Consider the following 23397-nt stretch of genomic DNA (forward strand, 5'->3'; position numbering starts at 1 on the left):
ACGAACGCGCCGCTACCCGCCGGAGCAGGCGCGTACCTCGACCGATCCGGTGACCTCGGACCGCCGCCCGTCGAGGTCCGTCGCCACGACGGTGTAGCTCATCGTCCCCGCCGTCGGCACCGGCCCGATCGGGCCGGACCAGGTCGAACGGTCGTCGGTGGCGGTGACGAGCCCCAGGGCGTTGGTCGACGCGGTGCCGTCCGGTGCGCGGGTTCGGACCTCGACGCCGAAGACACCGGTCGGGTCGACGACCGTGGCGCTCACGATCGCCTGGGTGCTGCCCCGGTCCGCGGGGCAGTTCGCCGTGACGATCTCGGCCGGGGCAAGCGAGGCGCGCAGCTCCGGGGCGCCGGACACGTTCGCGGTGACGTGCAGTTTCCCGCCGCCGGAACCGTCGACCGCGGCCACCGGGACGAAGACGTCGACCGGGCCCGGCGGTGCGGTCGCCCGGTTCAGGGTGATCACGAGCGGCACCCGGGCGCCCGGGTCGACCACGCCCTCGTGGGGAACGGCGCTCAGCCAGGCGGGCGTGGCGCCCACGCTCACCCGGGCGGGGGCCGTCCCGACGCCGATCAGCTCGACGCTGATCGTCGACTCCACGTCACCGAACGCGACATCGCTGCTGCTCAGCCCCAGCACCGGGCCGGCGGGACGACTGGCGGGTGTGGTGGATGCCCCCGCACGCGGCGTCGCCGCCGGACGGGATGTGGCCGGCGTGGTTCCCGCCCGCGGCGGGGAGCCCGCGTCCGTCGCCCGGGCATCCGCCCCCACGGCGCCGGCCGCCCCGGCGGCGCCGGATGGCCCGGTCGACCCCACGGCACCGGCGGACGGCCCGACGGTTGAGCCGGGCGAGGTCTGGCCGGGCGGGTCGGGGGTGGGCTCGCCGGGTGCCGGCGTGACCATCGTCGTGGCCGAGCCCGCAGGCTCCGCCGTCGGCGACGGCCGGCCGGGGCCGAGGCCGTGCACCAGGATGAGGCCCGACACCACCACCACGGCCGTGACGACGGCGGCGATGATCCGCCCCCAGCGGATCGGCAGGATCCGGTTCGAGCGGCCCCAGGGCGATCGATGCCGCCCGACCGACTCGACCTCGGCCGCCCTCCGTTGTCTCATTGAGTCGAAGCGTAGGCCCGAAAGTGGACCCGGAGGCCGAATTCACTCGTTTCCGTGACGTAGTCCCCACCAAACCCACCAGACCAGGGTCTGGGTCACCAACGCGAACCCGAACAGCAGGTCCTCGATCGGCGCGAACACGAGCCGCGGCCCGGCGATGGCGTCCGGGTCGTACCGGACGATGTCGAAGCCGGTCAGGATGCCGTTCGTGATGAGCTGGAAGAAGACGATGATCGCGTAGGCGGTCCAGAACAGCTTGCGGGTGACCAGCCTGGTCCGCAGGATCCACAGGTCGAGCACCAGGGTCGCCACGACCCCGACGACGGCCAGCGCGGTGTAGCTCACCGCCGGCCCCGAGGATGCCTGCCCCGGGGGCGCCCGGCGGGCCCGGGACCGCGCCCGTCGCCCTCGTCACCGGCCTGCCACCGGGTCACGGCCCGCACCGCCTCCAGCGCGAGCACCGCGCACACCGGCACGACGACGAAGAACAGCACCTCGTCGAGGGGAAGGCCACCGGGCAGGACGATGCCGGTGGTTCGGCGCGGGTCGAAGTCCCAGTGGCCGCGGGCGATCGCGTACAGATCCCAGCCGACGAACACGACCAGCACCGGCGCGATCGCCAGCGCGAGGCGCCGTGGCCGGGCGTACACCCTGGTCCGCAGCAGGAGCTCCAGCGGCGCCGTCGCGACCAGGCAGCCCAGCAGCACCGCCAGATAGCTCAGATGAGCCACGGTCGCACCCGCCCCGACAGGTGATCAGGCCTCGCGCAGCCGGCCCGCGAGCGCGGCCGCGGCCGCCCCCGGATCGGCTGCCTGGGTGATGCCCCGCACCACCACGACGCGGCGCGCACCCGTCTCCAGAATGGCGTCCAGGGTGTGCGGGGCCACTCCCCCGGTGACGAACCACGGCTTCGCGCCCGGTTCGAACGGCGGCGCGTGCCGGGCCGCGAGCCGGGGCAGCTCCAGCCCGACCGGAGCCCGGCCCTCCTTCGTCGGGGTCGCGTGCACCGGCCCGACACACACGTAGTCGACGTCCGGGTCGGCCAGCGCGGTGAGGAACTGGTCGGGGTCATGCGTGGACTGCCCGATCAGCACGTCCGGCCCGAGCAGGTCACGGGCCAGCCGCGGCGGGATGTCGTCCTGGCCGACGTGCAGGATGTCAACCCCGGCGAAGCGGGCGACGTCCGCCCGGTCGTTCGCGCTGACCAGCGCACCGGACGGCACGGCCGCCGCCGCCATCGCGGCCAGCCCCGCCAGCTCGTCGCGCCACTCCAGCCCCTTCTCCCGAAGCTGGATGAGGTCCACACCCGGCACCCGGCCGTCACCCAGCACCTTCTCGTAGAAGGCGGTGTCGGTCTGGTGACGGGGCGTGCACAGGTACAGCCGGGCGTCGAGCAGCCGGGCGAGCCGGCGGGCACGCGGCGCCGAGGCCGACACGGGGACGTTCTCCGACAGTGGCACCGGCTCAGCCTCCCGCGACAGCACGAACGATCTCCAGGACGTCGCCGTCGGCCAGGTGCGCCGCGGCCGTCTCCGAAGGCGTCAGCGCCTCTCCGCGCAGCTCGACGACGACCGAGCCCGGCCGCAGGCCCAGCTGGACGAGCAGGTCCGCCACGGCGAGCCCGACCGGCACCTCCCTCGCCTCCCCGTTGACCACGATCCGCGCCTGGGCGCCGGTAGGACGATCAGCCATACCGACGACCCTACGGGAGCGGACGCCGCGCTCCGGCGGTTCACCGACAGCGCAAGCAGGCCGACCCGGGCCCGAGCGCTGGCTCGGACCCGGGTCGGAAGGTTGGTGGGTGGAGGAACACGCGCTCGGGAGAGCAGGCGGTCAGAAGCCCAGCGCCTGAGCGCGCCGCCGCACCTCCTTGCCCCGGTTCTCGACCATGGCGCTGATCGGGGTGCCGGGCAGGCTCGGATCCTCGCGGAACAGCCAGTCCAGCGCCTCGTCGTCGCTGTAGCCGGCGTCGGAGAGCACGGTGAGCAGGCCGGGCAGGCCCTTGAGCACCGCGCCGTCCTGAACGAACAGGGCGGGCACCTTCAGGACACCGTCCAACCGCTTGGCGAGCAGGGTGCGGTCGCGGACCATCTGGCGCACCCGCGTGACGGGCACGGAGAGTGCGTCAGCCACGTCGGGCAAGGTCAGCCAATCCATGGTCAAGAGTAAACACCCTGGAAGGGTCAAGTCAGGTCGGTGATACCTGGGTGCCGCCGGACGCCGCCGACCTGCGTGCCGCCTCCAGGAGCGACACCAGCACCCGGGCCCGCTGCGCGCTGCCGTGCGCCAGCGGCCAGCCGGAGACCAGGTGGTCGGCGAAATCGCGGTGGAAGAGCGCGGGGTCGGGGGCGTCGACGGGCAGCGTGACCCGCCGCCCGTCATGGCCGACGAGGACCGGTGAGCCCTTCGGCCGCGCGACCAGCGAGCCGGTCGTGCCGACCAGCTGGGTGCCGGGGCGCAGACCCGCGGCGACGTCCGAGATCGTCACCTGCGCCTCGCAGCCACCCGCGAACCGCACCAGGATCCGGACATGGTCAGCGTTGGTCACGTGGTGCCAGACCCGCTTGTGCGCCGAGGCGCTGACCCATTCGACCTGGTCGTCGACAAGGTCGAGGACGCGCTCCAGCGGCGCGGCGCCACGGTCGAAGATCAGGCCGCCGCTGATCCGCTCGTCGTCGTGCCAGCTTCCGGTGGGCCGCCGCAGCCCACCGGAGAAGATCTCGATCCACAGCAGCCCGCCGAGGTCACCGCGCCGGACCGCCGCGCGCATCGCCCGGTGCGCCGGGTCGTTGAGGCCTTCGGGATAGCCGGCGAACACGCGGGACCGGCTGGTGGCGAGCGTGGTGAGCTCGTCCAGATCCTGGGTGCTCAGGCAGACCGGCGGGTGCACGAGCACCTGCTTGCCGGCCTCCAGCGCGCGCCGGGCCCACTCGACGTGGGTGTGGGTCGGGGTGGCGACGATCACCAGCCCGAGCTCCGGGTCGTTGACCAGGTCGTCCGGGTCGTCGACCCGCCGGGCGAACCGGTCGACGTCCTGGCCGGGGCCCGGAGACATCCCGCCGTCGCACAGCGCGGCCAGCGTCAGGCCGTCGACCGCGTCCAGGGCGGCGGTGTGCACCCCGAAGACATCCGGGGCGCCGATGAGCCCGGCCCTGACCGGCGCACCGTCGCGGACGCCGAGCGCGTGCCGCAGCCATCGCCCGACGAGCCGGTGGTAGCGGGGGTCGGCCAGCACCTGCGCGGAGGTGCCCAGCGTGAAGACGCCGAGGCCGCTCGCGGGACGCCAGGTGCAGATCGGCTGGTCGCTCATCTCGTGGCGGACGGTGAGCAGCCGTTCGACGTCCTCGGCGACCTTCTCGGGGACGATCCACGAGTCGCGCGGCGTGAAGGAGCCCAGCCGGGCGGCGACGGTCGCACCGTCCGGACCGGGGGCAAGCCGCAGCTCGTACGCGGGGGTCACCCGGCCGGGCGTGAGACCGGACGCCTCGATGAGCGGGCTGTCCGGGGCCAGTGACCGGACCGTCGGCCCAGCCAGCAGCACCGGCACGGACTGCCGCGCGCGGTCGAGCAGGTCCTGTTCGACGTGATCCAGCGGCCGGTCGATCAGCACGAGCAGAGCATCGGCCGAACGCGCGGACGTGGGACCAAGACCGACCGCGCGAAGATGATCACCGAGCGCATTCACGCCAGGGAGGTTCGAAACCAGGTGAATGCTTGGCACGCCGGCACTTTAGTAGAAACTGCCCGGACGAGCACAGTGTGTGCATGTGGTACGCCCGGGCACTCACCGCACCGTCCGGGCACACATCGCATCCATGCACACACTGCCCCGCAGCCTCGCATGCCGGGCCCACGGCCGCGGGGCCCGGCAGCTACGCCGGGCCCTCCCGACAAGCCAAGCCCTGCGACTACACCGGCTGGGGGGCCAGCTCCTTCAGCGCGATGTCCAGGTCGCTGAACTTCGCGACGTCCGGCGCCGCGTCGGCCAGCAGCATCCGCCGGCCGGCGACCATGTCCAGCGGCCTGGCGACGGTGGCCAGGGCGACCAGGCGCCCGTCCGGCGCGAACCAGCCGGCGGACCAGCCGGGAGCCTTCTTCGCCCCGGGAGGTGCGACCGCGGTCGGATCGCCGCGCAGCACCAGGGTGCTGTCCGGGCCGGGCAGACCGGCGAACTGGATCATGCGCCCGAACTGCTGCGACCAGAAGTACGGCACCGGGTTGTAGATGTCGTCCGGCGACTCCGAGCTCGGCTGGCCGCCGGCGAGCGTCCGCAGCAGGGTGGCGACGGCGACCCGGGGCGACTCCTGGGCGCACTCCCAGTGCTCGACCCGCATCCGGCGCTCGTAGCGGCGCGACCACCAGGCCGTGCAGTCACCGGCCCCGACGACCGACCCGGGCCGGTAGCCACCCGCACCGCCGGCGTCGGCGCCGGGTACGGCCGACATCCATTCGTCGACGACGACGCCGCGGTCGAGCTGCAACCCGGACGACTCCAGCCAGGAGACGTCCGGACGGACACCGACCCCGACGACCACGGCGTCGGCGGGCAGGAACTCACCGCCGGCGAGCTCCACACCGTCCGAACGGATCTGCGCGACGGCGGCGCCGAGACGCAGGTCGATGCCGGCGGCGGCGTACCAGGGCACGGTATGCCCGCCGACCACCGGCCCGAGGGCCAGCAGCGGGCTGGCACCGGCCTCGACGACGGTCACGGCCACCTCGTGCGCGGCCGCGTGCGTGGCGACCTCGGCCCCGATCCAGCCGGCACCGACGACCACCAGCCGCGCCCCCGGGCGCAGCGTCTCCCGCAGCGCCCGGGCGTCGTCGATGGTGCGCAGCACCCGCTGGTCAGCCGAGCCCGGCAGCCGCACCGGGGCCGCACCGGTCGCGAGGACCAGCCCGTCGAACTCGATCGGGCCGCCGTCGGTCTCCAGCACACCCGGGCGCAGGCCCGTCGCGTGCCGGCCCAGCAGCAGCTCGACACCGTCGAGGTCGAACGGCAGGGTCGTGTCATCCGTCCGGCCGGACAGCACCGCCTTGGACAGCGGCGGCCGGTCGTACGGCCTGTGCTCCTCGGCGCCGACCAGTGTGATCGCCCCGGAGAATCCCTGCTCGCGCAGCTCGACGACGGTTCGCCCGCCCGCGAGCCCGCCACCGACGACAACGATGCGGTCCATCAGCCCACCTGATCCATGCATCCTGAAGCTATTGGCGCCTTTTCCTGGCGTCGCGCGGTAGTCGTTTCGACCACAGCGGCGAGCGGCCCACACCACCGGGATATAGCATCGCCTGCCCGCCCTGCGTTCACCGGGACGCGTCCACCAGCGGGAAGGCGTCCTTCCAGACCGGCTCGTAACCGGCCGCCACCAGCATCGCCGCGATGTCCGCCGGGGAGCGCTCGTCGGAGATCGAGAACTGTTCCTGGGCGGTGCCGGGCCGGCCGTAGCCGCCGGGCTCGGTGGACGAACCGGCGCTCATCGTCGTGACCGCGATGCGGGCCAGCCCGTCGCGCAGCGCCGCCGGCTCCCTCGTCGACAACGAGATGGCGACATCCGGCTCGAACAGCCGCAGTGCCGCGTGTGCCTGGACGAACTGGGCGTCGGAGACCACCACGGTGGGCGGGAAACCACTGGCGCTCGGCTTGATCCTGGGCAGGGCCACCGAGACCTCCGTCCGCCAGAAGCGGCGGCTGAGGAACGAGGCGTGCGCGGCGAGCGCGAGGATGTCGGCCCGCCAGTCCGGTGCGAGCCCGAGCAGCACCCCCAGGCCCAGGCGCCGCACCCCGGCGCGGGCCGCCCGCTCGAACGAGGCCAGCCGGCGGTCGAAGTCGCGTTTCCACCCGGCGACGTGGACCTCGGCGTAGCGCGCCCGGTCGTAGGTCTCCTGATAGTGGATGGCGCCCTCCAGGCCGGCCGCGACCAGCCTGGTGTAGGTGTCGTCCGACCAGGTCTGGGTCTCGATGCTGATCGAGGGGACGAACGGGCGCAGCCGCTCGACGACGTCGACCAGGTAGTCGGCGGAGACCTCGATCCGGTGCTCGCCGGAGACCAGCAGGAGATGCCGGAAACCGAGGTCGACCAGCAGGCGCGCCTCGCCGACGGCCTCCTCCGGGGTCAGGGTGCGCCGAGCCACCTCCAGGCCCTTCGCGAAGCCGCAGTACGTGCAGGACGACAGGCAGGCGTTCGAAACGTAGAGCGGGGCGAACATCCGCACCGCCCGCCCGAAGCGCCGCAGTGTGGTCGCCTGCGCGAGCTGCGCGAGCTCCTCCAGACGACCGGTGGCGGCCGGCGACAGCAGCACGGCGAGATCGGCGAGGCCGAGGCGGCCGCCGGTGTCGCCGCGCGCGCCGCCACCCCGGCCGGCGGCGGCCGCCCGGCGCAGCACGGCGTCCACCTCGGCCGGGCCCGCCTCACGGGCGGACCGGGCCAGGCCCGGGATGTCCAGCGCGGCGAGCTCGTGGGCGAACAGGCCCGGCGGGCTGGCCATCAGGCGCCCCCGCCGACGCCGCTGCTCACGGTGCCGCTGCCGACCGTGCCACTGCTCACAGCGTCACTGCCGGCCGTGCCACCGGCGCCGCCGTCGGCGAGCGCGCCGAGGAAGCCGGTGAGCGGGGAGGACGCCGCGGCCGCGGTCGCGCTCCCCGGCCGCGCGCGACCGGCGAGATACCCCAGCCGGCCCGCGGTGGTCGCGAGCGCGAACGCGCGCGCCATCGTGACCGGATCGGCGCTGATCGCGATGGCGGTGTTGACCAGCACCGCGTCGGCACCGATCTCCATCGCCTCGGCGGCGTCGGACGGCGCGCCGAGGCCCGCGTCGACCACGACCGGGACGCCGGCGGTCTCGACGATCGCCTCGATCGCATCCCGGGTCCGCAGGCCGCGGTTGGAGCCGATCCAGCTGCCGAGCGGCATCACCGTGGCGCAGCCGGCCTCCTCGAGCCGGCGGGCGAGCACCGGGTCGGCCGAGCAGTACGGGAGCACCGTGAACCCGTCGGCGACCATCAGCTCCGCCGCGCGCAGCGTCTCGATCGGGTCGGGTGCGAGGGTACGCGGGTCCGGCGTGACCTCCAGCTTCACCAGCGCGGTGCCGGTCGCCGCGCGGCCCAGCCGGGCCAGCCGCAGCGCCTCGGCCGCGTCGACCGCCCCGGAGGTGTTCGGCAGCAGCGTCATCCCGGCCGGGACAAAGTCGAGCACGTCGCCCTCACCCGCCCGCGACAGGTCCACCCGGCGCAGCGCGATGGTGACGATGTCGGCGCCGGAGGCGACCAGGCTCGCCCGCATCAACTCGTGGCTGGCGAACTTGCCGGTGCCCACCAGGAGCCGGCTGGCGTAGGCGGTGCCGGCGATCCGGAGGGGGTCCTCCCCGAGGCCGGCCGCAGCGGCCACACCGGCCGTGCCGGCCCCACCGGCCGGACCTGCCTTGATGGCAGGACCTGTCGGCGTGATCTGTTGTGTCATCGAGCGATTCCTCCCCACGCGCGCATGACCGCGATCGGGTCTGCGGGTCGCCGACGGCATCCTGATCGGCCTCTCAGCCCGCGTCCGCGGGCTCCCCGGTCACGCCACAGTGTAAGCACCAGAAGTGGAGGTACCCAGCCAGTTCCCGCAGCTGGCGGCGGGGACGGTGCGGAAAGGGTGTGAGCCGCGCCGCGCCGGCCGAGGTGGGCCGCCCGCGCAGGCGCCGAGATTTCGCCCGGCCCAGAAGAAAATCCGCGACTGATCGTGCCACTCCGGCGCAGATTCGCCACTTTGTGACGAAAGTCCCGCCCGTTTGGGCGCCACTCCGACGGATTTGCGAAGTAAGACCACTGTCCGACGGTCGGAACGGCCGATCGTAAACTGTCCCCGTGGATGCCACGGTGACCGACCCTGTCATCGGTCGTCTTCTCGATGGGCGGTACACCGCCCAGGAGCGGCTTGCCGTCGGCGGGATGGCGACGGTGTACGTCGCGCACGACAACCGCCTCGACCGTTTCGTCGCGCTCAAGATCATGCACCCGAACCTCAGCCACGACCCCGAGTTCGTGGCCCGGTTCCACCGGGAGGCGAACGCGGTCGCCCGGCTCAGCACCCCACGCGTCGTGTCGATCCTCGACCAGGGGTCGGACCGGACCGCGGCCGGCGTCCTGCACTACCTGGTCATGGAGCTGGTGCGCGGGCGGTCGCTGCGCGAGTACCTGACCACCCGCGGGCGGCTGACCGTGCCCGAGGTCGTCGAGATCTTCGAGCCCGTCGCGGAGGCGCTCGCCGCCGCGCACGCCGCCGGGATCATCCACCGCGACATCAAGCCGGAGAACATCCTGCTCGGTGACGACGGCCAGGTGAAGGTCGCCGACTTCGGGCTCGCCCGGCCGGTGTCCCAGCCGACCCAGGCCGTGACCGGCGGCGTCGTCATGGGCACCGTCGGGTACCTGGCACCCGAGCAGGTCACCCACGGCACCGCCGGCATGCGCAGCGACGTCTACGCCGCCGGCGTCATGCTCTTCGAGATGATCACCGGCCAGCTCCCGCACAACGGCGAGACGCCGATGTCGGTGGCCTACCAGTCCGTCCACGGTGACGTGCCCGCGCCGTCCTCGGTGGTGTTCGACGTCCCCGCCGAGCTGGACGCGCTCACTCTGCGGGCCACCGCCCGCGACCCGAACCACCGGCCGGCCGACGGCGCCGCGCTGCTCGCCGAGCTGCGGGCGATCCTGCCCTACCTTCCCGCGCCCGGTGACGACGAGGAGTACCACTCCGGGTTCACCGGCCCGTTGCAGTCGCCTACCCCGCCGCGGGGCCCAGGAGCGGGGGCGTACCCGGGCGCCCAGCCGGCGCAGCCGCCTCGGCCACCGGTCGCGCCGACCAGCATGATCAGCACCGGCTCGGGCCAGGGCCGCCGCCGGCGGCCGCAGGAGGCCCGGTCGGGGCGGCTACCCGCCGGCCCCGCCGTCATCGCCGGTGTCGTGGTGGTCTGCCTGGTCCTCGGTGTGGTCCTGTTCCGCGCGCTGCTGGGCGGCACCAAGCCCGAGGTGCCGCTGCTGCTCGGGCTGACCAAGGCGGCGGCCGAGAAGAACCTGAACGAGGCCGGTATCAGGTTCAAATACGGCCAGACGCTCGCCAGCGACACGTACGCCGAGGGCCAGGTCGCCGAGCAGGACCCGGAGACCGGCGCCAAGATCAGCGACGACACCGTCGTGACGCTTCGGCTGAGCAGCGGCACACCGAAGGCCGTCGTTCCTGCTCTCGCCGGGAAGACCGCCGAACAGGCCCTGGTCGAGCTGACCCAGGCGAAGCTCACGGTCGGCGGGCGCAACGCGGAGGCCAACGACACCGTCCCCGAGGGCCAGGTCATCCGAACCGAGCCGCAGGCCGGCACGGCGGTCGAGCGGAACACGCCGGTGAACCTGGTCGTGAGCTCCGGGCCGTCGACGGCGGAGATCCCCGGCGACCTCGTCGGGCTGACCTACGACGAGGCCAAGGCGAAGCTGGACGCGCTGGGCCTCAGCCTCACCGTGAAGCAGTCGCTGATCACCGACGACAGCGTGGAGCCCGGCCAGGTCGCGCGCACGTCGCCGAACCCCGGCCAACGGGTGAACGCCGGCGCCACGGTGACCCTCTTCGTCGCCAAGGACTCCGACTCCGACTCCGACTCCGGTGGCGGCGACGGCAGCGGGGTCATGGTGACCGTGCCCAACGTCGTGGGCAAGTCCTGGTCGGACGCCGAACGCATCCTGAACCGCGTGGGGCTCAAGGCCACCCGGCAGGACTGGCTCCTCAACAAGGTGAAGTCCCAGAAGCCGAAGGCCGGTAGCAAACTCGAGCGAGGCAGCACGGTCCAGCTGCAGATGGAGTGGGGGCTCTGAGAGCCGGCGGCTGACCCGGCCCGGCTGGTCCGCCGGGCCGGGCGCCGCGCCGTCGGGAAACAGTCGGCGTCACGGCCTCCGCGACCCCGATCGGGTACATTCGATCTTCACTCGGGCCGTGAGCCGCGGTCCCGGAGTACCGGAGCCAGAACGCGGGGGGCGGCGTGGTGGCGAGTGGTGGGCCGCGCCGGCGAAGCGCGCGGGCAGACCGTGCCGCCGCGTTGCTCGACGGCGGGCGTCCCCCGCGCGACGAGTACGAACAGCAGCTTGCCCGAACCATCTCCACCCTGCGGGCCCTGCCCGTCCCGGCGATGTCACCCAGCACCCGCGCGGAGACCCGCGCCATGCTGCTCGCCCGCCTGAGCATCGCCGGTCTCACCGACGCCGCCGCCGGCCCGGCCGGGACGACCGGCCCGATCAGCGTGCCCGAGCCGGTCAGCGCGACCAGCCCAACCGGCGCGCCTGGCCCGGTCGACGCGGCGGCTGACGCGGCTGACGCGGCGGGTACGGCTGACACAGCGGGTACCGCCGGAACGGGGGGAACCGGCGCCGCACCGGCCCACCGGGCCACGATCGTCACCCGCCCCGACCGGGCACATCTGCGCAGAGCTGTCCGCTCGGCCCGTCCCGCGCTGGTCGGAGCGCTGGCGGCGTCCGTCGCGGCGGTCGGCGTCGCGGTGAGCTCCACCGACGCACTGCCCGGCGAGTTCCTGTACGGCGTGAAGCGCCATGTGGAGCAGCTCCAGGTCAGCCTCGCGGCCAGCCGGGTGGAACGGGCCAAGGCCCAGCTGGCGGTGGCCCGGACGAGGATGAACGAGCTCACCGCCGTCCTCGGTCAGGCCACCTCGGCCACCGGGGATGCCGCCGTGGACGCGGGCACCCACACCGGTTCGGGTCACGGCGACGCCGGGCGGCCCGGCTCCACCGGCGACCCGGTCGCAGCCGCGGAGCCTGACCCAAGGGCCCGTCCTGGTGCCGGCGAGGCGGGGCTCAGCCCGGCGCCCGGGGAGCAGTGGCCGGCCGGTGCGCCGGCGGCGCAGGCGCCGGCAGGTTCCCCCGCGGGCCGGCCAGGCGCCCACACCGGCGCTGCGGGCGCTGGCGGCGCACCGACGGCGGGCGGGCAGACCGCCGCCATGCCCCCGACGGCTCACGCGACGGCCGGGGGCGGGTCCGTCCGGGCGCGCGACCTCACCACGGCGGCTGCGCTGCTGCACGACTGGTGCACCGACGCGGCGGCCGGCAGCGAGGTCCTCATCGAGGAGATCCGTTCCGGGAACACCGACGCCTGGAAGACGCTCAACGAATTCAACACGGATCAGTCGACGCGCCTCGACGCGCTGCTGGGCGTGCTCGGGAGCAGCGCTGGTCCCGACGCGACCGAGGCGCGCCGCATCATCCGCGACGTCGGCTCGGTACTGACCTTCACCTCCGCACATTCCGGGGGGCCTTCGACACCGGTCGGCTCCGGGAGCGGATCCGCCCTCGGGCCGGGCACCGCCACCGCGGGCGACGGGAACAGCTCGGCGGGAACAGCGACGGCGAACCCCGGGCCAGCTCCCCGCCCCCCGCGGGCGAGCACGGTCGGGCCGCCCCAGTCGCAGGCCGCCACCCAGCCGGCACAGACCTCCCCGGAAGCGCCGGCGATCGACGCCGCGGCCAGCGGCATCGCTCCCAGCCTGCCGCTGCCGGCACCGCCGTCAAGCTCAGCCGCTGACGCCGGTGCCGACGCCCGTACCCGCGCCGACGCCGGTGCTGACGCCGGTGCCGGTGCCGGTGCCGCAGGAGCAGAAGCGTCGTCCGTATCGGAGCCGGCGGCGCAGCCGAGCACCGACCCGGTGACGCCGCAGAGCGCCACCGCCACCCCGCAGGCTTCCGCCGGCCTCGACGCGACGGCCTGGGCGGGAGCGCTGGAGACCGCCGGCCTCCTCGACGCCTCCAGGGACCTGGTGTCCTACGTCGGCGTCGGGTTCGGCGTCAGCTCCGACCCTGACGCGGGCTCCACGGCGGCTGCCGCCGACGGCACCGCGCAGGCGGCCTCGCCGCAGTCCGTCGCGTCCGACGGCGCCGCGGCCCGGGCGGGCGGCAACATGGCGGGCGACATCGTGGCAGGCAGCGCGGAACCGGCGCCCGCCACGGAACCGGTGCCCGCCACGGAGTCGGGGACCACCGTGCTCGGAGCTACGACCTCATCCGCCGACGCACCGGGCCAGACGCAGGCGACCCCCGCCGAATAGTCGTCGGCAGGGGTCGTCGTCGGCCGGCACCGCTGCGCGGGCCGGCGCCGCTCAGCGGTGGTGGCGGGCGTCCCGATCGGCGCGGGTCTGCTGGAGCATCTCCGCCACCAGGAAGGCCAGCTCAAGTGCCTGCCCGGTGTTCAGCCGCGGGTCACAGGCGGTCTCGTAGCGGCCACCGAGATCAGCCTCACCGATCTGCTCGGCACCGCCGAGGCACTCGGTCACGTTCTCCCCGGTCAGCTCGATGTGCAGCCCACCCGGGTGGGTGCCCAGGCCCCGGTGCACCTCGAAGAACCCGAAGACCTCGTCCAGGACGTCGTCGAAGTGCCGGGTCTTGACGCCGCTGACGTCCTGGGTGTTGCCGTGCATCGGGTCGCAGGACCACACCACGGGATGCCCGGCGGCGTTCACCTTGTCGATGATCGGGGGCAGCACGTCGCGGACGCGCTTGGCGCCCATCCGCGCGATCAGCGTGAGCCGCCCGGGGATGTGCTCCGGGTTGAGCCGCTCGGTGAGGGCCAGGACGTCGTCCGGCGAGGCGGTGGGGCCGACCTTGCAGCCGATCGGGTTGCCGACCCGGGACAGGAAGTCGACGTGCGCGCCGTCGAGGTCACGGGTGCGCTCGCCGATCCAGATCATGTGCGCCGACAGGTCGTAGACCTCGCCGGTCGACTCCTCCGTACGGGTCAGCGCGCGCTCGTACTCCATGAGGAGGCCCTCGTGGCTGGTGAAGATCTCCACGCCGGTCAGCGCCGCGGTCCGCTCGAGGTCGATCCCGCAGGCCGCCATGAACGCCAGCGCACGCTCGATGTCGACAGCCATCAGCTCGTACCGGCGGCCGGCGGCCGAGTCACGGACGAAGGCCTTGTTCCACTCGTGCACCTTGGACAGATCCGCGAAGCCGCCGGTCGCGAAGGCCCGGACCAGGTTCAGCGCGGCGGCACTCTGGTGGTAGGCGGCGACCATCCGCTTCGGGTCCGGGCGGCGGGCCTCCGGCGTCGCCGCGATGTCGTTCACCGCGTCGCCCCGGTAGGAGGGCAGCCCGGTCGACGACTCGATGTCCGCCGAACGCGGCTTGGCGTACTGTCCGGCGATACGCGCGACCTTCACCACCGGGGTGCTCGCGCCGTAGGTCAGCGCCACCGCCATCTGCAGCAGGGTCTTGACCTTGTCACGGATCTTGTTGGCCGTGTTGGCGGCGAACGTCTCCGCGCAGTCCCCGCCCTGGAGCAGGAAGGCCTCGCCGCGGGCGACCATCGCGAGCCGGTCGGTCAGCGAACGCACCTCAGGCGCCGTGACCAGCGGAGGCAGCCCTGACAGCTCGGCGAACGCCGCCGCAAGCTCGCCCTGGTCGGGCCAGGAGGGCTGCTGCCTGGCCGGAAGGGTCCGCCAGATGTCCAGGTCATTGCTCACGAGTCACCAGGGTACGGGTCTGTCGGCGAGAACTCCCGTGCTTTCGTCCGTCGCCCGCCGGACCGTCGCCCGTCAGACAGCCGAACCGTCCGGACCGCCTGCCAGGCCGGCGGTCCGGACGGTTCGGGTGGTCTGGGTGGATCGGGTGATTCGGCGCGGTACTGACGCCGGGGCGCTGGTGCGCTGGTGCGCTGTCAGCCGAAGAAGACCTCGGCCTCCTCGTACAGGTACTCAGGCACGGTCTTGAGCTCGCCGGTGGCCTCCGCGAGCGGCACCCGCTCCACCCTGGTCCCGTGCAGGGCGACCATCACGCCGAAGTCGCCGTCGTGCGCGGCGTCGACGGCGTGCAGCCCGAACCGGGTCGCCAGCCAGCGGTCGAAGGCGGTCGGCGTCCCGCCCCGCTGGACATGGCCGAGGACCGTCGCCCGGGTCTCGCGACCCGTCCGCCCTCTGATCTCGGTCTCCAGCAGCGCGGAGATCCCCTGCAGGCGCACATGGCCGAAGGCGTCCAGCTCACCCTCCTTCGCCATCATGGTCCCGGCGATCGGAGTAGCGCCCTCCGCCACCACGATGATCGGCGCGTAGCTGGTGGCGAACCGCTGTTCGACGAAGGCGCAGACCTTGTCGATGTCGAACGGCCGCTCCGGGATCAGGATGACGTTCGCCCCCGCGGCCATGCCGCTGTGCAGCGCGATCCAGCCGGCGTGCCGGCCCATGACCTCCACCACGAGGACACGGTGGTGGCTCTCGGCCGTCGTGTGCAGCCGGTCGATCGCCTCCGTGGCGATGTTCACCGCGGTGTCGAAACCGAACGTGTAGTCGGTGGCGGACAGGTCGTTGTCGATCGTCTTCGGTACCCCGATCACCGGGACGCCCTCCGCATGCAGACGCGCCGCGGCACCCAGGGTGTCCTCACCGCCGATGGCGATCAGGGCGTCGACGCCCGTGCGCCGCATCGTCTCCCGGACGCGGGCCGGACCGTCCGCCGAGGCGAACGGATTCGTCCGGCTGGAGCCCAGGATGGTGCCGCCGCGGGGCAGGATTCCGCGCACGGCGGCGATGTCCAGGGGCATGGTGTCGTTCTCCAGCGGGCCGCGCCACCCGTCCCGGAATCCGACGAAGCTGTGGCCGTAAAGGCCGACTCCCTTGCGGACGACGCCGCGGATGACCGCGTTCAGTCCGGGGCAGTCGCCACCGCCGGTCAGCACACCGATCCTCACAGCCAGGGCCCTCTCTTCCCGAGTCGCCCCCGATCCCTCCCACTTCCGGCGGCAGCCTAGCCCGCAACCGCCCAACCTCGACGCCATTCAGAAACTCGGCGTGGCATGTCAAACACTCTCAGTAATATTGGACGTCCGGCGGCAGGCAGGTCGAGGCGAACACGGACGTCGAGGCGAGCGCGGGGACGGCCCGAGCGCACGAAGACACACCCGAGTGCGCCAAGGGACGTCCGCGGGAGAGCGGGGCCTGGTGGAGCGGGCCTGGTGGAGCGGGGCGGAGCCCTGGGCGGCTACCCGGACGGCGCGTCGGCGACGATCCGCTGGCGCAACGCGCTGAGGACCTGCCAGCGGGCGAGGTTGTGCCGCGCGTCCGCGAGCGCGTCGTGCGCGTCGGGGGGCGGCGGCGGGAGCGTCGGGCTGCCGACGTCCTCCCACAGCTGCCGCAGGTCATGGGTGAACCGCGGCAGCCGCCGCGGCAGGGCCGGCATCTTCCCGAAGAGCTGGCAGAGGACCACATGATCGTAGGCGGCGTACCAGGCCCACAGCTCCGGGGCACCGTCCGCGGTCAGGAAGCGGACCACCTCGTCCCGGATCCGCTCCCGCGACATCCAGCTGGGGCTCGCCGGCGGCGGCAGCCGGTCGAGGACGTTGCGCCGCACCCAGGGGACGGCGTGGGCCGGATCGAACTCGGTGGAGACGGCGTAGAACTCACGCTCGCCGTCCTCGCTGACGATTCCGATGCTCACCAGATCAAGCCAGTGATGGCCGGAATCGTCGCGTTCGATGAACTCGGTGTCGTAGAAGAATCGGCCGCCCACTCGTCCAGTGTGCCCCGCGGGTCGAGGGGCGCCGCCGCGGGCATCCCCGCCGGCCGGGGGCACCCGCGCGGACCGTCCGGTCAGCGGCGCCGAAGGCGCAGGAAGAGCGGCCCGAGCACGGCCGCGGTCAGCGCCGCGCCGAGCAGCGGAAGGACCAGCAGCAACAGCGGGGAGTCGGCATCGTCGCCACCGCCAGTGGCGGCGCCAGCGCGACCGCCGCCGCCGGCTGCGGCCTCGCCGGCCGCAGCGTCGTCGGCCGCCTGCGGCCCCTGCCCGGCCTGCGCCAGGTGCGCCGCGCCCGACGAGCAGTTCACCGCACCCGCCCGGGCCGGCGCGACGGGCGCGGCACCAGTCGCCGGTGCGACCTCCACGCTGACCTCGGCCGCGCCGGCCGAGGCGACGACGCACAGAACGCCCGCGCCGGGCGCCGAGGTGACCTGGCCACCTGTCACCCGGACCTGGTAGCCCGACGAGTAGCTCCACCCCGGCACGACGATCGCGGTCGCCGTGCCGGCCGGGAAGGCGCCGCGCATCGCCGAGGAGGTGCGGTAGGTGAGGCGGAACACTCCCGAGGCGTCGCTCCCGTACGACTCCGGAACGCCCGCCACCGCGGCCGGGTAGGGCCGGACGACCTCCGCCGGAGGGGTGGCCGCGGCCCGCACCTGGCCGGCGCCGATGCCGGTCCCGGGACGGCCGGTGACCGGCTCGTCGTAGAACCAGCCCAGGTTGAACACGTCGCCGGCGTCGGCCAGCGCCCCGACCCGGGCCCGGGAGCCGTCCGCCCAGCCGGTGATGTACCCGGCCGCGCCGTTCGCGGCGACCCTGGCCGCCGGGTCGAACGGTGCCGCCTGAGCGACCCACAGCGTGTGGTTGGGATCACTGGAGCGCAGGGTGGCGGCAAGGTCCTCGGCGGCCGTCGAGGCCGGCACCTCGAAGCCGATCAGCCCGCCGACCGCACCGAACCGGCCCGCGAGCCGCCGCAGCCCGGCCGCCAGATCGGACGTCGAGGGCGTGTAGCCCGCGCTGCCGGGAACGATGCCGATCACGACGAACAGGCCGTGGTCGGTGAGGTCACGTACGACGGCCCCGGCCTGCTCCAGCCCGCCCTGTTCGGGGTCGCCAGCCGGAGGTCGCTCACCGTTGGGCGGGAACCGTCCGCCGGCCGTCATCGGCACCTCGAGACGGCTGCCGGTGAAGCCGTAGTCGATCCACCGGGCCATGTCGGCGGCAGTGGGCACGGTCCCCGCGGGCACGGTGACGCCGCGCGGCAGCACCACCCGCCCTGCGGTGTCGGTGAGGAAGCTGCCTGTTCGCGACACGGTGCCGGCGGGCGGCTGGGCCGCGGCGGCCGCCTGCGCGGTGCCCGGCGCGGAGGTCGCCTCAGCGCGCCCGACCGGCCCGGCGCCGCCAGCAGGGATGATCGGGACGGCAAGCAGCAGCAGTGCCAGCAGCGGCACCGCCGCGACCGACCGGCCGGTCCGACGCCCGGCCCGACGGCTGGATCTCCTCGGCAAAAACCCCGTCACGCCACGCACGGTGCAATCTTGCCGTGCCCTCCCCAAACGGGTCAGACCGGCCTGGGGTAGCGGTCTGGGAGCCGCCTGGGGCAGCGGATTCGGGCACGGTTGTGCGCGCTCAGGAACCGGAGACCGGTGCCCGCTCGGGATCCTTCCCCGCGCGGGTGGCCGGCCCCTCCCCCACAACCGGCGGCTCGGCCACACCCGAAGGCTCCGCCACGACCGGCGACTCGACCACGGCCGGCGGCTCGGCCACGGCCGAGGGCTCGACCACGGCCGAGGGCTCGACCACGGCCGAGGGCTCCGCCTGGCCCCGGCCCGCCTCCCTGGCCTGGGCCTCACGGGCCGCGGCGAGCTCCTCCTTGCGCCGCTGCGCGTACATGTCGACGTACTCCTGGCCGGACAGCGACATCAGCTCGTACATGATCTCGTCCGTCATCGACCGGAGCACGAAGCGGTCGTCAGCCATCCCGGCGTACCGGCTGAAGTCGAGCGGACGCCCGATCCGGATTCCGACCCGGCGGATGCGCGGCATGAACTGGCCCGGCGGCTGGACCTCGAACGTCCCGATCATCGCCACCGGAATCACGGGCACGCCGGCCTCCAGAGCCATCCGTGCGACGCCGATCTTCCCGCGGTAGAGCCGGCCGTCCGGCGAACGCGTGCCCTCCGGGTAGATCCCGAGCAGCTCGCCGGAGCCGAGCACCCGCACACCGGTACGCAGCGCGCCCTCACTGGCCCGGCCGCCACTGCGGTCGATCGGGACCTGACCGACCCCCTTGAAGAACTTCCGCTTGCTCCAGCCCTTGAAGCCGACCCCGGTGAAATAGTCACTCTTCGCGAGGAAGGTGATCCGCCGAGGCACCACCAGCGGCAGGAAGAAGGAGTCCAGAAAACTCAGGTGGTTACTGGCGAGGATCGCCGGCCCCCGGGTGGGCACCTGGTCGAGACCCTCCACCCACGGCCGCCAGAACAGCCGCAGCACCGGCGTCAGGATGGCCTTGACGACCCAGTACAACACGCAAGCTCCCCGCTTCGTCGCACCGCCGCCCGCCGGCGGCATTCCCGGACGCCCGCGCCCGGCCTCACCCATACCCAACGGGGAACGGGTGGAACGGGTTGCCCGGGGTGACCATATGGACCCCTCACGACATCGTCCACCACACGGCATCGTCCACCACACGGCGCCGACGTCGGAGTGTCATTCTCCGGCCGCCTCGCGGAGCTGGGAGGCCGGGTCCGTCCGAACAGCGGGCGGGGACCACGCCCGGCGGTAGAGGAGTCACGCACGGAACACACCGGACGATCAGTGGCCCGGCCGAGAAGTCAGGAAAAGCACGCGACCATGGCCAGTCGGGCCCTGGCATGCGAGCATGCAATTGTCGGTGTCGGTTCTCCCGCAGCCAGAGGGCGCGCCGGGCCACCCCTGACCACCCCCGCGCTGGGGCCGACCGGCGGCATGTCGGGCTCAGCGGCCACGGTTCGGTCGGCCGGCCCTCACGCGACTCCGGGTGCGCTGCCCGTACCGTCACCGGGAGTGCCCACCCCATGATCTGCGGCGGGTGCGTCGTGGGCACTCGACGCGGAGGGAGTGGATAGCCAATGGCGGGAGTCCCGGAGTCGGCGGTCCTGCCTGGCGCCGAGCCTTTCGATCTTCGCGGTGCCGGCACGGCCGATGCCGGCGCGGGCCCGGGGGCTGCCGGCGGGGACGGCGGAACCGGTGTGTTGCTCGTGCACGGCTTCACCGGCTCGCCGCACAGCATGCGCCCGTGGGGTGAGCATCTCGCCGCCGCCGGGCTGCGGGTGAGCTGCCCGCGGCTGCCCGGCCACGGCACCCGCTGGCAGGACATGGCCCGCACCACCTGGCAGGACTGGTTCGGCGCCGCCGACGAGGCCTTCGGCGAGCTGAGCCGCACCTGCGAGCGGGTCTTCGTCATGGGGCTGTCGATGGGCGGTACCCTCACGCTCCGCCTCGCCGAGGTGCACGGGGCCCGCGTCGCCGGCGCGGTGACCGTCAACGCGAGCCTCGGGACGGACCGGCGGATCGCCGTGCTGGCGCCGCTGCTCTGGCGGGTCATGCCGACCGTCCCCGGCGTCGCGGGTGACATCCGTGCGTCCGGTGTCCGGGAGGTCGGCTACGCACGGGTACCGACGAGGGCGTTCGCCTCCCTGCGCGAGCTGTGGGCCGTCACCCGTGCGGATCTCGGGCGGATCGTGTGCCCGGTGGTGGCCTATCGCAGCGTCGTCGACCACGTGGTCGAGCCGACGTCCGGCCGGCTGCTGCTCGAGGGGATCACGTCGGCACCCGTGGAGGAACGGCTCCTGCACGACAGCTACCACGTGGCGACGCTCGACAACGACAAGGAAACGATCTTCAAAGGTAGTGTGGAGTTCGTCACCACGCAGCCCGAGGCCGCGGCGCGATGACCGATCACGTCTCCGGCGCCGGGCCGCAGGACGCGGACCCCGACCGCGTTCCCACGGAGCCCGGCAGCCCCACCGCCCCGACGGGGGCGACCCCGGCGGGGGACGACCCGACCAGCCCGGGCGACACCCCCTCGTCTGCTGCCCCCTCGGCTGCTGCCGCCGCGGACACCGGCGACGCTGACACCCGCAGCACGGACACCGGCGCCGGCGCCGGCGCCGGCGCCGGACGTTCCCCGGCCACCGACGAGGCGGCTTTCCTCGACCTGGTCGCTCGTTTCCACGAGGAGCCGGCGGGCAGCGAGCAGTCGTGGCCTGCCGCCGAGGACCTCGACGAGCCCCGGCGGTCACCGATCATCATCATCAGGCCGTCCGGCCGGCGCCCGGACGGGATGCCGCCGGACGGGCGTCACCTCGCCGAGGACGACCCGGGCGAGCGGACCATCCCCCCGTCCCCGGCGGCGCCGTCCTCGTCCCCCTCCCCGTTCACCGGTGGCGACGTCGATCGCGCACCGACCGGCGAAGCGGACCGCGACCGGGACGGCGGCCAAGACCAAGACCGGGACCGGGACGGCGACACGCCGCCGAGCGGCTCCAGGCCCGGCGACATCGACCGGCTTGACGAGGCCGTGCGGGCGGCGTTGCGGCCCGCCGGCGGCGCGGACCCGTTCTCCGCCGGCGAGGACCCGGACGAAGACCACTACATTCCGCCGCCGGCGCCGCCGATCCCGCGGATGCGGCCGGGCACCCGCTGGGCGCTCGGCTCCATCGCGCTCGGCGTGGCGATCCTGGTGGTGCCGTCCCTGATCGGGATGGTGCAGGCTCGATCGCGGGACGTCGCAGGCGTCCTGCTCATTCTCGGCGGCGTCGGGACGCTGGTCGCCCGCCTGGGTGACCGGCCCCCGACGGACTTCGACGGACCGGACGACGGCGCGGTCGTCTGATCACGCCGGTGGAACACCGGGCGGTCCCGCGGGCCGCCCGGTCCATCGGCATTTGCACGACCGGCATTTGCACGACCGGCGCAGCCTTCCGCAGTGGCGTGAGGCAGCGCGACTGGCGGACCGGCAGGACAGGCGAAGGGCGGCTGCGTGCGTTTTCATGAGCAGGTCGAGGTGCACGGACACCTCATGGACACCGGCGTGCTGGCACGGGTGTTGGACGACGTCCTCGCCTACGGTGGCGACTACCGGGTCGACAAGATCGACCTTGGGCGGACCCACGACGACGAGTCCCACGCCGTCATCACCGTCGGGGCCGACTCCGCGTCCACCCTCGCGCGGATCCTGATGCGCGTCCAGGTCCACGGGGTGAACAAGCTGGTCTCCGGCGAAGCCGTGACCCGGCCCGCCGAAGCCGACGGCGTCTTCCCGGAGGACTTCTACTCGACGACGAACCTGGAGACCGTCGTGCACCTCGGCGGCCAGTGGGTACCCGTCGAGCACCCGGAGATGGACTGTGGGCTCATCGTCTCCGGCGGCCGGGTGCGCACCGTTCCGGTGGCCGACGTCCGCGCCGGTGACATGATCGTCTGTGGTGCCGACGGGGTGAAGGTCGTGCTGCCCGTCGCCGACCACTCGACCCGGGTGCACGGCGAGTTCGCGTCGATGTCGTTCAGCTCCAGCGCGGCACGCCCGCAGGCGGTGCTGGTCAAGACCGTCGCCCGCCAGATCCGCGAGATCAAGGCGGAGGGCTACCAGGTCCTGTGGGTCGCCGGGCGGGCCGTGGTGAGCACCGGGGCGTCCCGGGCGATGACCGCCCTGGTCGAGGCGGGCTTCGTCGATGTGCTCTTCGGCGGGAACGCGCTTGCCACCCTCGACCTCGAACGCGCGCTGTTCGGCAGCTCGTTCGGCCTCGGCAGCCCGCACAGCCGGCGGGTGCAGCGCGGCAACGAGCAGCACATCCGCACCGTGAACACGATCCGCCGTGCCGGGTCGATCCGGGCGGCGGTGGAGAGCGGGCTGGTCACCGAGGGAATCATGCACGCGATGGTGAAGGCCGGGAAGTCGTTCGTCCTGGTCGGCTCGGTCCGGGACGACGGCCCGCTGCCCGACGTGCACACCGACATCCTCGCCGGTCAGCGGGCGATGCGCGCCGCGCTGCGTGGCGTCGGCTTCACCGTGATGGTCGCGACCACCCTGCACTCGGTCGCGACCGGGAACATCCTGCCGGCGTCGGTGCCGGTGGCCTGCGTCGACATGAACCCGTCGACGGTGACCGGGCTGACGGACCGGACGTCGGCCCATGCCCTCGGCGTGGTCGCCGACGCGGGCCTGTTCCTCGAGCAGCTCGCCACCGAGCTCGTCCCCGACTACCACGCCTGACCCCCTTGGGCTGCCGCCTCGTCCGCCGTGGCGGGAAAGGGCCTGCACGGCCGCGGCGGTGGCCGCCCGGCGAGCTGCCATGAATAAGAGTCGCGGACGTCGCCGGAACGCGGACCTCGCCGGAAGGGGCCAGATCGGGCTCGGCAGCCGCGACATGGCGATTCGATTGACGAACATGAGGATGTCGACGGGATCCCATTCGAGGTCGACACGGCCGGCTTCCTGGGCCCTGCGCAGTTGCGCATCGGACAACCTGGGACCGCGGTAACCGAGTGTGGGGTGGTTCCGCTGAACCGCTCCACCCGGCGCGGACGGTCGCTGTCACCACGGTCGCCGTCACCGCGGTCGGGAATCGAGGCCGGAGTTGGACGAGCCAGGATTGGGTCGGGGTTGTGAGAACTGTCGGTGGTCGGTGTGACGATGCGCGGGTCCGATAGAGCGACGACACCCCTGGCCCGGTGATCCTCATGATCGACACTTCTGCTGCTGC

General features: G+C 73.5%; 20 protein-coding genes. 5 read left to right on the plus strand and 15 right to left on the minus strand.

The annotated features are described in order from the left end of the window. Positions 1–12: 12 nt before the first annotated feature. The 10 genes from AWX74_RS34370 to AWX74_RS34415 all read right to left on the minus strand — a co-directional run bounded on the left by AWX74_RS34370 (position 13) and on the right by AWX74_RS34415 (position 8570). The gene (locus AWX74_RS34370; RefSeq protein WP_091285219.1) at positions 13–1113 is read right to left on the minus strand and encodes a hypothetical protein; all 1101 of its coding nucleotides are present in this window, start codon (positions 1111–1113) and stop codon (positions 13–15) included. 42 nt (positions 1114–1155) lie between these two features. Then, positions 1156–1458 (minus strand): lycopene cyclase domain-containing protein, encoded by a 303-nt coding sequence (locus tag AWX74_RS34375; protein WP_006545316.1) that lies wholly within the window; start codon positions 1456–1458, stop codon positions 1156–1158. Further along, a complete protein-coding gene (locus AWX74_RS34380) occupies positions 1455–1844 on the minus strand; it encodes a lycopene cyclase domain-containing protein (RefSeq protein ID WP_091285223.1) in 390 nt (129 codons plus the stop codon). Before AWX74_RS34380 ends, AWX74_RS34375 begins: the two co-directional genes overlap by 4 nt. A gap of 24 nt (positions 1845–1868) precedes the next feature. Continuing rightward, positions 1869–2573, minus strand: coding sequence for a thiamine phosphate synthase (locus tag AWX74_RS34385; protein WP_091285284.1), 705 nt, complete (start codon positions 2571–2573; stop codon positions 1869–1871). A gap of 4 nt (positions 2574–2577) precedes the next feature. Then, positions 2578–2805 carry a sulfur carrier protein ThiS gene (gene thiS, locus AWX74_RS34390; RefSeq protein ID WP_006545313.1) on the minus strand — a complete coding sequence of 76 codons (228 nt, stop codon included), beginning with the start codon at positions 2803–2805 and terminating at the stop codon, positions 2578–2580. Between the two features lie 141 nt (positions 2806–2946). Next, positions 2947–3270 (minus strand): Rv2175c family DNA-binding protein, encoded by a 324-nt coding sequence (locus AWX74_RS34395; RefSeq protein WP_091285226.1) that lies wholly within the window; start codon positions 3268–3270, stop codon positions 2947–2949. A gap of 31 nt (positions 3271–3301) precedes the next feature. Continuing rightward, positions 3302–4834 (minus strand): Gfo/Idh/MocA family protein, encoded by a 1533-nt coding sequence (locus AWX74_RS34400; RefSeq protein WP_165615914.1) that lies wholly within the window; start codon positions 4832–4834, stop codon positions 3302–3304. A 187-nt stretch (positions 4835–5021) separates the two neighbouring features. Next, entirely contained in the window at positions 5022–6290 is a 1269-nt protein-coding gene (locus AWX74_RS34405; protein ID WP_091285233.1) for an NAD(P)/FAD-dependent oxidoreductase, read from the minus strand. 127 nt (positions 6291–6417) lie between these two features. Further along, entirely contained in the window at positions 6418–7599 is a 1182-nt protein-coding gene (thiH, locus tag AWX74_RS34410; protein ID WP_091285237.1) for a 2-iminoacetate synthase ThiH, read from the minus strand. Continuing rightward, entirely contained in the window at positions 7599–8570 is a 972-nt protein-coding gene (locus AWX74_RS34415; RefSeq protein WP_091285238.1) for a thiazole synthase, read from the minus strand. The genes thiH and AWX74_RS34415 overlap by 1 nt, the downstream gene beginning before the upstream one ends. A 401-nt stretch (positions 8571–8971) precedes the next feature. On the opposite strand from AWX74_RS34415, the gene pknB reads away from it, so the two are divergent. Both pknB and AWX74_RS34425 read left to right on the plus strand, forming a co-directional pair. After that, a complete protein-coding gene (pknB, locus tag AWX74_RS34420; RefSeq protein ID WP_091285288.1) occupies positions 8972–10957 on the plus strand; it encodes a Stk1 family PASTA domain-containing Ser/Thr kinase in 1986 nt (661 codons plus the stop codon). 167 nt (positions 10958–11124) lie between these two features. Next, complete coding sequence (locus AWX74_RS34425; RefSeq protein ID WP_131799610.1) at positions 11125–13191, plus strand: DUF5667 domain-containing protein; 2067 nt, start codon at positions 11125–11127, stop codon at positions 13189–13191. Between the two features lie 51 nt (positions 13192–13242). Here AWX74_RS34425 and AWX74_RS34430 read toward each other — a convergent pair whose 3' ends face one another. From AWX74_RS34430 to AWX74_RS34450, 5 genes are all read right to left on the minus strand, one after another. After that, positions 13243–14604, minus strand: coding sequence for a class II 3-deoxy-7-phosphoheptulonate synthase (locus AWX74_RS34430; RefSeq protein ID WP_091285245.1), 1362 nt, complete (start codon positions 14602–14604; stop codon positions 13243–13245). A gap of 194 nt (positions 14605–14798) precedes the next feature. After that, entirely contained in the window at positions 14799–15824 is a 1026-nt protein-coding gene (locus AWX74_RS34435; protein WP_091285248.1) for a 6-phosphofructokinase, read from the minus strand. A 290-nt stretch (positions 15825–16114) separates the two neighbouring features. Continuing rightward, the gene (locus tag AWX74_RS34440) at positions 16115–16642 is read right to left on the minus strand and encodes a polyadenylate-specific 3'-exoribonuclease AS (RefSeq protein WP_054566719.1); all 528 of its coding nucleotides are present in this window, start codon (positions 16640–16642) and stop codon (positions 16115–16117) included. A gap of 80 nt (positions 16643–16722) precedes the next feature. After that, positions 16723–18099 carry a hypothetical protein gene (locus AWX74_RS34445; protein ID WP_091285251.1) on the minus strand — a complete coding sequence of 459 codons (1377 nt, stop codon included), beginning with the start codon at positions 18097–18099 and terminating at the stop codon, positions 16723–16725. Between the two features lie 178 nt (positions 18100–18277). Further along, positions 18278–19180: a lysophospholipid acyltransferase family protein gene (locus tag AWX74_RS34450; RefSeq protein ID WP_091285254.1), complete on the minus strand. Its 903-nt coding sequence runs from the start codon at positions 19178–19180 to the stop codon at positions 18278–18280. 581 nt (positions 19181–19761) lie between these two features. Between AWX74_RS34450 and AWX74_RS34455 the strand changes: the two genes are divergently transcribed. The 3 genes from AWX74_RS34455 (at position 19762) to AWX74_RS34465 (ending at position 22907) form a co-directional block, all read left to right on the plus strand. Further along, entirely contained in the window at positions 19762–20586 is an 825-nt protein-coding gene (locus tag AWX74_RS34455; protein WP_091285258.1) for an alpha/beta hydrolase, read from the plus strand. Continuing rightward, positions 20583–21527: a hypothetical protein gene (locus AWX74_RS34460; RefSeq protein ID WP_091285262.1), complete on the plus strand. Its 945-nt coding sequence runs from the start codon at positions 20583–20585 to the stop codon at positions 21525–21527. Before AWX74_RS34455 ends, AWX74_RS34460 begins: the two co-directional genes overlap by 4 nt. A gap of 147 nt (positions 21528–21674) precedes the next feature. After that, complete coding sequence (locus AWX74_RS34465) at positions 21675–22907, plus strand: ornithine cyclodeaminase family domain (protein WP_054566714.1); 1233 nt, start codon at positions 21675–21677, stop codon at positions 22905–22907. The last annotated feature ends 490 nt before the right edge of the window (positions 22908–23397 follow it).

It is taken from the genome of Parafrankia irregularis, from assembly GCF_001536285.1.
Taxonomy (GTDB): Bacteria; Actinomycetota; Actinomycetes; order Frankiales; family Frankiaceae; genus Parafrankia; species Parafrankia irregularis.

Bases quoted from the DNA above. Each gene is read 5' to 3' on its own strand.
- AWX74_RS34395 (WP_091285226.1), bottom strand. From the start codon at position 3,270: ATGGATTGGCTGACCTTGCCCGACGTGGCTGACGCACTCTCCGTGCCC.
- thiH (WP_091285237.1), bottom strand. From the start codon at position 7,599: ATGGCCAGCCCGCCGGGCCTGTTCGCCCACGAGCTCGCCGCGCTGGAC.
- AWX74_RS34460 (WP_091285262.1), top strand. From the start codon at position 20,583: ATGACCGATCACGTCTCCGGCGCCGGGCCGCAGGACGCGGACCCCGAC.
- AWX74_RS34370 (WP_091285219.1), bottom strand. From the start codon at position 1,113: ATGAGACAACGGAGGGCGGCCGAGGTCGAGTCGGTCGGGCGGCATCGA.
- AWX74_RS34405 (WP_091285233.1), bottom strand. From the start codon at position 6,290: ATGGACCGCATCGTTGTCGTCGGTGGCGGGCTCGCGGGCGGGCGAACC.
- AWX74_RS34455 (WP_091285258.1), top strand. From the start codon at position 19,762: ATGGCGGGAGTCCCGGAGTCGGCGGTCCTGCCTGGCGCCGAGCCTTTC.
- AWX74_RS34415 (WP_091285238.1), bottom strand. From the start codon at position 8,570: ATGACACAACAGATCACGCCGACAGGTCCTGCCATCAAGGCAGGTCCG.
- thiS (WP_006545313.1), bottom strand. From the start codon at position 2,805: ATGGCTGATCGTCCTACCGGCGCCCAGGCGCGGATCGTGGTCAACGGG.